The following is a 12065-nucleotide window of genomic DNA, read 5'->3' as shown; positions in this document are numbered from 1 at the left end:
CCCCCCCCCCCCCCCCCCCCCCCCCCCCCCCCCCCCCCCCCCCCCCCCCCCCCCCCCCCCCCCCCCCCCCGCCGCATCATTCGTCGTCCTTGCGCGGCCGACCCGGCCGGCGCATCTTCTCGGCGTTGGACGGCGCCCGTCCCGCGTCGTCGAGTGCACGTCGCAACAGGAACTCGATCTGCGCGTTGGTACTGCGCAATTCGTCTGCGGCCCATCGCGCCAGCGCGTCGTGCACTGCCGGGTCGAGGCGCAACAGCACCTTCTTGCGTTCGACCATGACGGCGCAGCCTACTGGTAGAGGGTTCCGGTGTTGACGACCGGCTGAGCGCCCTGGTCGCCGCACAGGACCACGAGCAGATTCGAGACCATCGCCGCCTTGCGTTCCTCGTCGAGTTCGACGGTGTGCTCGCGCTCGAGACGGTCCAGCGCGGCGGCGACCATGCCGACCGCGCCCTGCACGATCTGCTCGCGGGCCGCGATGACGGCACCGGCCTGCTGGCGCCGCAGCATCGCCTGGGCGATCTCGGGGGCGTAGGCGAGCTGATTGATGCGCGACTCGATCACCTGCACGCCCGCGGACCGAACCCGCTCACCCACCTCCTCGGACAGCTTCGAGGTGATCTCGTCCGCGTTCTGCCGCAACGAGATCGACTCCCCGCCACCGTCGTAGGGGTAGCTGCCGGCGATGTGCCGCACTGCGGCCTCGGTCTGGACCGCCACGAACTCCTCGAAGTCGTCGACGTCGAACATCGCACGAGCCGTGTCGCGGACCTGCCACACGATCACGGCAGAGATCTCGATCGGGTTGCCGTCCGCGTCGTTGACCTTCGCCTTCCCGGTGTCGTGGTTGCGAATCCTCGTGGAGATGGCCCGACGCGTGTTCAGCGGGTTGATCCAGCGCAGTCCGTCCTGCCGAAGCGTGCCCGAGTAGGAGCCCTGCAGCAGCTGCAGCACCCGTGCCTGCCCCGGCTCGACGAGGACGAGGCCCACCAAGGGCGCCAGTGCCGCGACCGCGACGACCGCCCCGGCGCCGATGAGCGGAATGCTGGGCGCCGACCCGAGCAGGATCCCGGCGGCGATCGCGGCCGCACCGGCGAGGATCGCGAGCAACGCGCCGATCGCGACCGGCCATCCGTTCGCCGACCAGCCCGGGCGTTCCTCCACCCCGGTCGTGTCGATCGGAACGGAATCGATTGCGGATCTCGCGGATGTCCCGGCAGTCATGGGCGTCCTCCTCGTCAGCGGGCGCAGTCCGTCGCGCACCGTCGAAAGAGATACTAAAGTGATATCAGTTTTTGAGCAAACGATGGATCGACCGGCCGCGACCTGGTGTCCCCGATACGCACCCGAACCACTGCAACACGTTCTAGGGTTCTCGCCATGATCCTCATCGACGACCACGCCCGCGTACGGACGCTGACCCTCGATCGACCCGACGCGCTCAACGCGTTCAGTGAGGCGCTCTACGACGCCACCACCGAGGCACTGCTGGATGCGGCCGCCGATCCGAACGTCGCGGTGGTGCTGCTCACGGGCAACGGTCGCGCATTTTCCGCGGGCACAGATCTGCGCGAGATGCAGGCGCTCACAACCGATCCGAACTACCAGCGGGGCAAGCACGGCTTCAACGGCCTGATCGACGCACTCGTGAACTTCCCCAAGCCGCTGATCTGTGCGGTCAACGGGATCGGGCTCGGAGCCGGGGCCACGATCCTCGGCTTCGCCGATCTGACGTTCATGTCCAGCGAAGCACGGCTCAAATGCCCGTTCACCGATCTCGGCGTCGCCCCGGAGGCCGCGTCGAGCTACCTCATGCCGAAGCTGATCGGCCGCCAGAACGCAGCCTGGATGCTGATGAGTTCGGAGTGGATCGACGCGGCCCAGGCCGCGGAGATGGGCCTGGTGTGGCGGGTGTGCGCGCCGGACGAGCTGATGGCCGTCGCCCGCGCCCACGCCGAAACCCTGGCAGCCAAGCCGATCTCGAGCCTGATCGCCGTCAAGCGGACGATGACCGAGCCGCTGCGCGCCGAGATCGCCGCCGCCCGCGAACGGGAGAACGCATGCTTCCGTGAAATGCTGGGCGGTCCCGCGAACCGGGAGGCGCTGGCCGCGTTCGCGGAGGGCCGGCCGGCCGATTTCACCTCGCTGCCCGCCGGAGGATGAGTGCGTGTCGTGCTCATGATCTAGCGTGAGCCCCATGGAGTCGATCGGGTTGCGCGTGCTGCTGTGGCTGACGTTCACCATCGCGGGGGTCGCGGTCGTGTGGGCGTCGCGGGCCGCCTCGAGCGGCCGGCTGAAGCGAAACCCGTACGCCGGCATCCGGACACCGTCGACGATGGTCAGCGACGAAGCATGGACCACGGCCCACCGCGCCGGAAGCCGAACGATGCAGATCGGTGGCTACTGCTCGATCCTCACCGGTTTCGGCGCTCTCGCCCCGCTGTCGGAGACCTGGCTGACGGTGCTCGGTGGTGTCGGGGCCGGTTGCCTGCTGGGGTTCACCCTGATCGGTGCCTGGTTCGGCGTCCGTGCCGCGCGAGAGGTCCCGCTGGACACCGAACCCGAACCGGCCTAGTCGTCGGCCGGCTTCACTCCCGCCAGGACGTTGAAGGCACCGGTCAGGAGGTTGAGGGCGACGATCCCGACGACGTCGGCGATCTCGCGGTCGCTGTAGCCGTGCCCGCGAAGGTCCGCGACGTGTTGATCGGTGATCGAGGTCGGTTCCCGATAGATGCGAAGGCCGAGGTCGATCATCGCCGCGATCGCGGGATCGGCCGACGTGCCCGCGCGGGCACGGTCGATCTCGTCGGTCTCGACACCGTTGGCGTGCGCGGCGTCCATGTGGGCTTCGAGGCAGACAGCGCAACCTTGCCGGGCCTGGACGGCGATCGAGATTCGCTCGCTGATCTTGCGGTTCAGCTTCGCCCGCTTCATGGCCCGGCTGAGCTGCAGATAGCCGCCCAGCACGGCGGGCGAGTGCGCCATCGTGGAGACCATGTCGCCGATCTGTCCGTGACGGGAGACCAGGTCGGAGAGGAGATCCCGTGATGCACCGACAGCGGTATCCGGGGTGAGAGGTGTCAGGCGAGGCATAGCAGTCCTATGTGGTTTCGTGAGGCTTCTGTAGATGCGCGGTCGGCTTCCCGCCCGCCCCGGCCGCCCGCCGCAGCGGGTGGTCCGGTGGCATCCGGGACGGGCAGGAAAGCCGACAGGGTTGTGGCGGTTGCTCAGTTGGTGGTGAGCTTGTACCCGGCGTTCTCGACGGCCTGCTGGACATCGGCATCGCTGAGCGGGCTCTCACCGGTGAGGGTGATCCCGCCGGTGGCGAGGTCGATGTCGACGCCGATGACTCCAGGAATCTGCTCGACGTGGCTGGTGACCTTTCCTGCGCAACCTCCGCAGGTCATTCCGGCGACGAGGTAGGTGCGAGTGGTGGGCATGGGTTGAGCCTTCCTGTTCGATTCGAGTACCCAGGCGCGTGGTCGCATGGGCTGGGTGATCCCGCCGTCGGCGCTCCGGTGGGGACCGGTCGGCGCCGCAGGCAGGGTTCTTCCGGTGGCCCCTGGACGAGCCGGCTGACCGGCCGGTCCGGGATTCGGGGAAGCTTTGTGGGTCAGGCGTTCACCGACTCCGGGGCAACCTTGGTCGATCGCATCCCTACCGCGGTGATACCTGCGCCCAGCAGTGAAATGACGGCCGCACCGATGAAGACTGCGGAGAACCCGTTCGTCAGCTCCGTCAGGTCACCGAGCTGGTCAGCACCGAACACGGCTGCGATCGCAGTCATCACGGCCAGCCCGACGGCGGAGCCGACCTGGTAGCTGACATTGACGATGCCGGAGGCCAGTCCGCCCTCCTCCGGGCGCGCGGCCGAGATCGCCGTCCCCAGTGAGGGAATGAACGCCAGCGTCATGCCTGCCGCGGCCACCAGCGATGCCGGCAGAACATCGACCCAGAAGTTGCCGGTGGGCCGGACCAGCGACATCCACCCCAACCCGATTCCGAGCACCAGCAGACCTGCCACGATCATCGTCTTGGCTCCGAACCGTTGCATGGCCCGGGGAGCGACAACGATCATGCCGAGCATGACGAACAGTGTCATCGGCAGCAGAGCCGCACCGGCGGGGAAAGCGCTGTAACCGAGTACCTGCTGCAGGTACAGGTTCAGGAAGAACCACATCGGTATCCATGCCGCACCGAGGACCAGCTGAGCGATGTTGGCGGCGCCGAGGTTGGGCGCCTTGAAGATCCCGAGTCGTACCAGCGGTTCTCGGCGCTTGGACTGAATCAGCACGAACGCACCCAGCAATACGGCCGCCACGGCGAGCGCAAGCCACGTCTGCCCGGATCCCCAGCCGACGTCGGGTGCCCGGACGATGCCGAAGACACCGACCGCGAGGCCTGCCGTGACCGCGAGCGCGCCGAGGAAATCGACCGATCCGGTGCGTGCCGCGGCATTCGGCATCAGGAAGGGCGTGGCGATCAGGGCAATGATCGCTATGGGGATGTTGAGATAGAAGACCCAGGGCCAGCTGGCGTACTCGGTGATGACGCCGCCGAGGAACACCCCGGCGGTACCGCCCGCGGGCGCCGCAGCACCATATACGGCCAACGCCTTGGTCATCTCCTTCTGCGTGCTGCCGAACAGCATCATCAACAGGGTGAGTGCCGACGGCGCGATGAGTGCCGCGCCGGCGCCCTGGACTGCGCGGCCTGCGAGCTCGACGGCGACGTTGCCGGCGGCACCGGCGACAACGGAACCGACCAGCAGGATCAGCCATCCGGCGGTGAACACTCGGCGTGCACCGAACAGATCCGAGAGGCGCCCACCGAGTAGCAGCAGCCCGCCGAATGCGATGACGTAGGCATTGAACACCCACGTCAGGCCCTCCTGCGAGAAGCCGAGATCACTCTGCATCTGGGGAAGTGCGACACCGATGATGGAGGTGTCCATGATGACCATGAACTGCGCGGCGGCGATCAACGCCAACGCCCACCACTTTCGCGTGGATTGTGCTTGCGTGGACATACTGTCTTCCTTACCTGTACGGGGTATGGGTGATGAACGGAGATCGAGGGCGACCGAGAATGTCCAGCCACTGGGACGCCCTCATCGTGTGGATGCAAAATGCTCTCCAAGCAGGCACTACTCGAAGTTCCTCGACCGGCGCGCACGGTAGGCGGACGTCAGATCTTCCGAGGTGAGCGTTTCACTGAACGATACCCTAGGGGGGTATGGTACAAATTGCAATGGGTTCCCCGAGATCGAGCACGGGGCTCACGACAACCGCAGCACTTCCGATATGGAAGCTCCTACCGCCCCACCCCCGGAGGATTGATGTTCAGCGAAAGCGACTACACACTGGAAATGGCAGCGCCGGAGACCACCGTCGGCAGCCGGGTACCTCTACGGTTCCGGATCGTCGATCCGACCGGAGCCCCGCTGACCCGGTACACCGACACCCACGAGAAGCAACTGCATCTGATCGTGGTCGCCCGCGATCTGACCGGCTTCCAGCACGTGCACCCCGAACTCGATGCATCCGGAACCTGGTATGCACCAGTCGATTTCCCCCATGCTGGAAGCTACCGCGCTTTCGCCGACTTCACCCCGGACGGTGGCGACGGAATCACGCTCGGTGCGGACATACGCGTCGCCGGCGCCTACGACCCGCGGCCACTGCCCGCTGCGACCGCCACCACGACGGTCGACCACTACACCGTCTCCCTCGACGGCGCGGCCCACGCAGGTCAGACGTCGAAGCTCACGCTCTCGGTCAGCCGCGACGGGCGACCTGTCACCGATCTGCAGCCCTACCTCGGCGCATACGGTCACCTGGTCGCACTACGCGCCTCCGACCTCGCGTATCTCCACGTTCATCCGGACGGCCATCCCGGAGACGGCGCTACCCCCGCCGGACCCGCGGTCACCTTCTACGCCACCATGCCGAGCGCTGGGGACTACCGCTTGTTCTTGGACTTCCGACACGACGGCGTGGTGAGAACCGCCGAGTTCACCATGACTGTCGACAGTGCGACTGCGCCCGTCACCGAGCAGGCGTCCGCACACCACGGACACTGAACCGAGAACGTCGAATCCGTTCCACAGCAACGACGTAGAGGAAAGACCCCACCGACGAATCGGAGGACGGCATGTCACGGACAGCGAGACGAGTGTGGGCGATAGCCACGCACCCTACTTTTCGCGCAGCAGCACATTGCGCAGCGATGTGCGCATTGATCGCCTTGCAGGACAACGGAAACCGAAAGGCGTCCGAGCACCGGACAGGAACTGGGAACCGTTGTGACGCCACCGGTTGACGAACAGGATCGCACACCATCCGCCAGGACGCGGATCAACACAGGAGGACATCGAATGTCGGTAGAGATCGAAAGCGGCAATGCCCCGGCCGACAACACCCCAGCCGGCGACGCCTGCTGCACGAGCGATTCGCACGGCTACATCACGTCGAGGGACGACTACGTCAAGCGCCTGCGTCGAGTCGAAGGTCAAGCCCGAGGCCTGCAGCGCATGGTCGACGAAGACAAGTACTGCATCGACATCCTCACGCAGGTCTCGGCTATGACCAAGGCTCTCCAGTCGGTGGCCCTGGGCCTGCTCGAGGACCACATCAGCCACTGCGTCGTCAAGGCAGCCATCGCCGGCGGCGCCGAGGCGGACATGAAGCTCGAGGAAGCGACCGATGCGATCGCACGACTGGTCCGCTCGTAGAATCGCGTTCATTGCAGGCATTGCGGCAGTGGCGCGGCGCGCCCAGGGCGTGTCTGACGAATCTCGAGCAGGGGCGGCGGTGCCGTCCCCGTCCGACATTCGTCCGGCGCACCCTTTGCCATGTTCGACACACGTACTTCTCGCCGTGCGAGGCAGACTCAGTCGATGACTGCCGCCACGGCCTCGATCTCCACGAGCTGATCGTCATACCCGAGCACCGTGACGCCATACAACGTGCTGGGTACATCATGGTCACCGAAGGCCTCACGAATGACGCTCCAAGCCGACACCAGGTCGTCCTGATTCGAAGAAGCGACGAGCACCCGGGTGCTGATCACATCGCTGAGCGTCGCGCCCGCAGCTCCAAGCGCAGTCGTCAAGGTCTCTACGCACTTGGCAGCCTGACCAGCGTAATCACCGACGCTCGCGGTGGAGCCGTCGATGTTCAACGGACAGGCTCCAGCAAGAAAGATCAGCCGGGCATCGGCGGGCGCAGTTGCCGCATACGCATACTCCGCAACATTCGACAAAGCCGCCGACCGAATGAGCGACACTGCTTTCGACATGAGATCTTCCTTCCCTCACCCCAGACCATGAGAACGAGTCCGAGCACTCCACCAACACGAGACAGCCTAACGTCACCCACACCCGCGCCCCGCCACGAAGGCGCCATCGAACTCACTCCGCCGAAAGCCAGGAAGTCACGTACAACATTGCGCCACACATCAATTCGCGAAGCCTGCCCCTTTTCAGGCTGAGTGGGCAACAGGTCGACTGGCGACAAGGACCCTGACCGACTCACCGACTCACCGACTCACCGACTCACCGACTCACCGACTCACCGACTCACCGACCCGACTCTGACACCACGACGCCAGGTCCGCGATCGACCCGCACCGGCCATCCGGTAACACGCGGAGACGGGTCATCCGAACAACCGAACACCCCAGCGGTTCACACGTTCGTCAGACATGTTCTAGTCGTCGGCCGCCTCGTACCGGACTCGGCGCCGCCGCTTGATCCGGACACCGACGACGGCAGCGGCGCCGCCGATCGCCGCACCGACCATCACGCCCGCCCACGTCGACGACGCGCTGTCGCTGTGCGACACCAGCAGGCGGGCGACGATGCCGGCCGCACCGATCGCGTAGACCGCGACGGCGACCGCCATCCGCGGGCGCGCCATGGTTGCCGTCTCGTGCAGATCCACCTGCCGCCTGCGGGCGAACTCCATCGCGCAGGCGGAGATCGCAACGGTGGCCACGAGCAGACCCAGCGCCACCCATGCACCGACCGCACCGGCCACCCACGGCAGCACGGCCGCCGCGAACAGCGCCGCCCACAGGAACAGCTGGAATCCGACGGCCGCGGCCTCGTTCCACACGTCACGTTGGCGCTCGTCGCGGTAGAACTCGTCGTCCAGGTCTCCCACGACCCGCATGGCGTTCACGAAGACACTCATCGTCACCCCTCCTCGTCCAACGGGAACAGCGTCTCGACATTCGCGCCCAGCGCTCGCGCCAGGCGCAGGGCGAGGTAGACGCTGGGCGCGTAGTCGCCGCCCTCCACCGCCACGATGCTCTGACGGCTCACACCGCCCGCACGCGCCAACTCGGCCTGGGTGATCCCGGCGGCCTTCCGGTGCTCTCGTACCCGGTTCTCACGCGGCTTGTCGGACACATCGAGAAGTAAAGAGTCCTTGACACCCATATGTCAAGGATTCTTGTCAATCTGTGACGGTGGCCGCGTCGTCGTGCAGCACCTTCGCCGAGTCGGCGAACCGCCGGACCTGCGCGTCCTGCCACACATGGGCCGGCGTGCCGCCGCCGAGGACCCGACTGGCGAGTGTCGGGGAAGTCCCGATCGGGACGTCGCTGCCGGCGATCACGACGTTGCCGTCCCGCTTACCCTTGAGCATCGCAGGGTCGGCGATGATCGCGGCGTGCTCGAACACTGCACCGATCGTCGCGGCCTCGGCACGCGCGCCCCGCAGATCTGGGGTGTCCCCGCAGTTCACGACGTAGATGCCGCCCGGCGACAGCACGCGGCGCGCCTGCCGGGTGAACTCCAGGGTGGTGAGCGGTCGGGGTGTGCTGCGTCCGGCGAACACGTCGCGGATGATCAGGTCCCGGCTGTCGTCGGTGAGTGTCTCGGTGACCGCACGCGCCTCCCCCACGCGGACCCGCAGCATCGGCGCCCGGGGCAGATCGAACCACTCGCGGACCAGTACCGCGAGGCGGCCGTCCAGTTCGACCACCACCTGACGCGCCTCGGGGTACACGGACGCGAAGCTCCGCGCCAGCGTGCAGGCGCCGCCGCCGAGGTGGAGCACCCGCAGCTTGGCGTGCGAATCCCATTGGGAACGAGACAGTTCCGATATCCACCGCATGTAGTCGAACGCGAGGGTCTGCGGGTCGGCGAGATCGATGTGCGAGCTCGGCTCCCCGTTGATCTTCACGATCCAACTCTGCGGATCGAACGGATCCTCCTCGAGTTCACACATCCCGGTGTCGATCTCGTAGGTGCCGGAGACGGGTCCACCGTCGCTCTGCCGGGCATCGCGCCCGTCGGTCCTGCGGCCGCCCCGCTGCCTGCCCATCGACGCCATCCCTGCTGCTCACGTGCGCCGCACGTTCGCAGGCGCTGGGTTTCAAGGATACCGATCCACTCCAGTGCCTCTGCGCGTCACAGTTGATACCGCGAGTCCACGCCCAGGGCGTCGAGCAATACCGCCCGGAGGGCGACCAACTCGGGATCGGCTCGCTGACGTGGACGCGGCGCGCCCACCGCCCGATCGACCGCGATGACGCCATCACCCAGTACGAGAACCCGGTCTGCCAACGCCAGCGCCTCGTCCACATCGTGGGTCACCAACAAGACCGCTGGCCGATGGAGCGAGCACAGCTTGGCCAGGAACTCGTGCATGCGAATGCGGGTGAGCGCGTCCAGTGCGCCGAACGGTTCGTCGAGCAGCACCAGCCGAGGCTCACGAACCAGCGCTCGCGCCAACGCAACTCTCTGCGCCTCACCGCCGGACAAGGTTGCCGGCCACGCGTCCGCCCGATCGGTCAACCCCACCTCGTCCAGCGCGGCCATCGCGAGCGACCTGTCCGGCTTCCGACCAAGGCCGGTGACAACGTTGCGCCACACTGATTTCCAGGGAAACAAGCGCGGTTCCTGGAACACGACCGAACGGGCGGCGGGCACGGCTACATCCCCCGTGTAGTCGATGTCGAGACCCGCCAGGACCCGGAGCAGCGTCGACTTGCCTCCCCCGCTCCGGCCCAGCAACGCAACTATCTCGTCGGGCCGCATCTCGAGATCGACACCATCGAGCACGATGCGATCGCCGAAGCGCTTGCGCAGCCCTCGTACCCGGACCGCGAGATCCGCGGCCGCAGCCGTCTTGCTCACGCTCCCGCGAAGTTCCGCTGCCACCGCAGCACCCTCCTTTCGAGCAAGCTCACCAGCTGATCCGAGGCCAGCCCGAGGAAGCCGTAGATCACGAGGCCGAGCACGATGATGTCGTTGCGGAAGTACTGCTGCGCCTCGGTCATCATGAAGCCCAGGCCGGACCGCGCGTTGAGCTGCTCGGTGACGACCAGCACCAGCCAGGACACGCTCAGCGAGAACCTGAATCCCGTGAAGAACCCGGGCAACGCGGACGGCACGACAACCTGCCGGATCAGCTCCCACCGGTTCAGACCGAGCACGGCAGCGGCCTCCACGAGCTTCGCATCGATCGCGCGAATCCCCTTGAACGTGTTCAGGTACACCGGGAAGAACGTGGCGTAGGCGATGAGGATCAGCTTCGGCGCCTCGTCCACACCGAACCACAGAATGAACAATGGAATGAGCGCGAGCGCGGGCAGCGGACGCAGCATCTGCAGCGTCGTGTCGAGCAGGTCCTCGCCGGTGCGCCACAGACCCGACAGCAACGCCGCCCCGACACCGAACACCACGCCGATGGCCAACCCGATCAACGCCCGCGTGACGGATGCGGACAGGTTGGACTGCAGATCGCCGCTGGTGATCAACTCGCCCGCCGTGGCGATGACGCTGGACGGGGCCGCGAGTAGCCGTGTATCGATCAGCCCGACCCGGGCCGCGGCTTCCCAGAGTGTCAGCAGCAGGACCGGAACAATGCTGCGGCGCAACCACCGTGGTACCAACGGCGCAGCCGATATGACCGAGATCGACAGCCTTGGGGTCCCGATCTCCCGCGTCGGCGCACTCATTGCCGAGCTGCCGCGACGACGTCGTTGTACCGATCGTCGACGATGTCCGCGATCGTCACCTCGACGTCGGTGAGACCGAACTCGCGGGTCAGGTCGGCTTCGTCCTGCAGCCGCTGCACCACGTCGCTGTTCAGGGGAAAGTACTCGAGCGGCAGTTCCGCCTGCACCGCGGCCAGCGCGGTAGCCGGCGGCAGCTTCGTGACCTCGGCCTGCACCTTCGCGTACGCGTCCTTCTGAGTGTTGGTCCACACCTGGTTGCGGATCAGCCGGGCTTGGAAGTCGGCGATGGCCGCGTTCAGCTTCGGATCACCGAGAGACTTGTTGTTCGCGGTCGTCACCAGGAAGTTGTCGGTGTGCTCGGACGACCAGGCGATCACGTTGCCGCCGGCCTCCTGCACCCGCGTGAAACTGGCGCCGCCACCCGCCCACGCGTCGACCTGTCCGCTGAGCAGCGCACCCAGCCCGGCTGCACTGTCCAGGAACACCGGATCGACATCCGCGATGTCGACACCGCTGTCTTTCAACGTCTTTGCCAGGAAGTAGTGTGGCGTCGAGGCCTTGGCCGGGGATACGGCGATCCGCTTGCCCACGAGATCGGCGGGCGAGTTGGTCGCGAGGCCCGGTCGAGTCGCCAGCCAGAAGGTGCCGTGATTCCGAGGATGATCGGCGGGGTCCTTGCCCGCAATTCCGACGATCTTGAACGGCACCGCACCCGATGCCGCCGAGAACAACGCGGGATCCACCCCTTGGACCGAGACGTTGATCGCGTCGGCGGCGAGCGCCTGGAACATCGGGGCGCCGCCACCGATCTTCTTCCACTCCACCGTGTACGGGATGCCCTCGAGAGCGCCGGACGCCTCGAAGAACTGCCGGGTGAAGCCTCCGATCTCGCCCACGTCGAGAGTGACTCCGGACAGGTCCACACCCGCCGTCTCGGGCTTCGCGGCAGCGCCGCCGGCAGTGTCGGAGGAGGACGAGTTCCCGCAGGCGGCCAGCGCGGCCGCGGTGAGGACGGCGGCCAGGACCGCCACGGGGCGTCGAAGGAGGGAGCGCTGACGCGTCACGAGGTTGCCTTTCTACTCCGCTCCCGAGAG

The 12065-nt window shown here is 66.8% G+C and carries 16 protein-coding genes; 4 read left to right on the top strand and 12 right to left on the bottom strand.

Annotation, left to right across the window (positions count from 1 at the left end; translation table 11 throughout):
* Positions 1–76 precede the first annotated feature (76 nt).
* Both AC1RIF_RS26060 and AC1RIF_RS26055 read right to left on the bottom strand, forming a co-directional pair.
* On the bottom strand, positions 77–277 hold the full coding sequence (locus AC1RIF_RS26060) for a type II toxin-antitoxin system antitoxin (RefSeq protein WP_492604274.1): 201 nt from the start codon (positions 275–277) through the stop codon (positions 77–79).
* 11 nt (positions 278–288) lie between these two features.
* A complete protein-coding gene (locus tag AC1RIF_RS26055; protein WP_492604273.1) occupies positions 289–1224 on the bottom strand; it encodes an SPFH domain-containing protein in 936 nt (311 codons plus the stop codon).
* Positions 1225–1380: 156 nt separating this feature from the next.
* Here AC1RIF_RS26055 and AC1RIF_RS26050 point away from each other — a divergent pair, with 156 nt between their 5' ends.
* On the top strand, positions 1381–2163 hold the full coding sequence (locus tag AC1RIF_RS26050) for an enoyl-CoA hydratase/isomerase family protein (protein ID WP_492604272.1): 783 nt from the start codon (positions 1381–1383) through the stop codon (positions 2161–2163).
* A 34-nt stretch (positions 2164–2197) separates the two neighbouring features.
* A complete protein-coding gene (locus AC1RIF_RS26045; protein ID WP_492604271.1) occupies positions 2198–2575 on the top strand; it encodes an SdpI family protein in 378 nt (125 codons plus the stop codon).
* On the opposite strand, the gene AC1RIF_RS26040 is transcribed toward AC1RIF_RS26045, so the two are convergent.
* From AC1RIF_RS26040 to AC1RIF_RS26030, 3 genes are all read right to left on the bottom strand, one after another.
* Complete coding sequence (locus AC1RIF_RS26040; RefSeq protein ID WP_492604270.1) at positions 2572–3093, bottom strand: carboxymuconolactone decarboxylase family protein; 522 nt, start codon at positions 3091–3093, stop codon at positions 2572–2574. The two genes, AC1RIF_RS26045 and AC1RIF_RS26040, sit on opposite strands and share 4 nt — an antisense overlap.
* Before the next feature lie 134 nt (positions 3094–3227).
* Positions 3228–3440: a heavy-metal-associated domain-containing protein gene (locus AC1RIF_RS26035; RefSeq protein ID WP_492604269.1), complete on the bottom strand. Its 213-nt coding sequence runs from the start codon at positions 3438–3440 to the stop codon at positions 3228–3230.
* 173 nt (positions 3441–3613) lie between these two features.
* Positions 3614–5029, bottom strand: a complete 1416-nt coding sequence (locus AC1RIF_RS26030) for an MFS transporter (protein ID WP_492604268.1) — start codon at positions 5027–5029, stop codon at positions 3614–3616.
* Positions 5030–5338: 309 nt separating this feature from the next.
* Here AC1RIF_RS26030 and AC1RIF_RS26025 point away from each other — a divergent pair, with 309 nt between their 5' ends.
* Positions 5339–6082, top strand: coding sequence for a DUF8832 domain-containing protein (locus AC1RIF_RS26025; protein ID WP_492604267.1), 744 nt, complete (start codon positions 5339–5341; stop codon positions 6080–6082).
* Between the two features lie 294 nt (positions 6083–6376).
* The gene (locus tag AC1RIF_RS26020; protein ID WP_492604266.1) at positions 6377–6733 is read left to right on the top strand and encodes a metal-sensitive transcriptional regulator; all 357 of its coding nucleotides are present in this window, start codon (positions 6377–6379) and stop codon (positions 6731–6733) included.
* Between the two features lie 158 nt (positions 6734–6891).
* Here AC1RIF_RS26020 and AC1RIF_RS26015 read toward each other — a convergent pair whose 3' ends face one another.
* The 7 genes from AC1RIF_RS26015 to AC1RIF_RS25985 all read right to left on the bottom strand — a co-directional run bounded on the left by AC1RIF_RS26015 (position 6892) and on the right by AC1RIF_RS25985 (position 12035).
* A complete protein-coding gene (locus AC1RIF_RS26015; protein ID WP_492604265.1) occupies positions 6892–7299 on the bottom strand; it encodes a Rid family hydrolase in 408 nt (135 codons plus the stop codon).
* Between the two features lie 410 nt (positions 7300–7709).
* Positions 7710–8195: a hypothetical protein gene (locus AC1RIF_RS26010; protein ID WP_492604264.1), complete on the bottom strand. Its 486-nt coding sequence runs from the start codon at positions 8193–8195 to the stop codon at positions 7710–7712.
* A gap of 2 nt (positions 8196–8197) precedes the next feature.
* Complete coding sequence (locus AC1RIF_RS26005) at positions 8198–8443, bottom strand: helix-turn-helix transcriptional regulator (RefSeq protein ID WP_492604263.1); 246 nt, start codon at positions 8441–8443, stop codon at positions 8198–8200.
* 16 nt (positions 8444–8459) lie between these two features.
* A complete protein-coding gene (locus tag AC1RIF_RS26000; protein ID WP_492604262.1) occupies positions 8460–9332 on the bottom strand; it encodes a spermidine synthase in 873 nt (290 codons plus the stop codon).
* 86 nt (positions 9333–9418) lie between these two features.
* The gene (locus AC1RIF_RS25995; protein ID WP_492604261.1) at positions 9419–10171 is read right to left on the bottom strand and encodes an ABC transporter ATP-binding protein; all 753 of its coding nucleotides are present in this window, start codon (positions 10169–10171) and stop codon (positions 9419–9421) included.
* Positions 10144–10890: an ABC transporter permease gene (locus AC1RIF_RS25990; protein ID WP_492604260.1), complete on the bottom strand. Its 747-nt coding sequence runs from the start codon at positions 10888–10890 to the stop codon at positions 10144–10146. The genes AC1RIF_RS25995 and AC1RIF_RS25990 overlap by 28 nt, the downstream gene beginning before the upstream one ends.
* Positions 10891–10967: 77 nt before the next feature.
* Complete coding sequence (locus AC1RIF_RS25985) at positions 10968–12035, bottom strand: ABC transporter substrate-binding protein (RefSeq protein ID WP_492604259.1); 1068 nt, start codon at positions 12033–12035, stop codon at positions 10968–10970.
* Between the last annotated feature and the right edge of the window lie 30 nt (positions 12036–12065).

It is taken from the genome of Prescottella sp. GW823-FHT02E09 (assembly GCF_058797375.1).
Note: the sequence above shows the minus strand (reverse complement) of the source record. Positions and strands in the feature narration are given on the sequence as shown.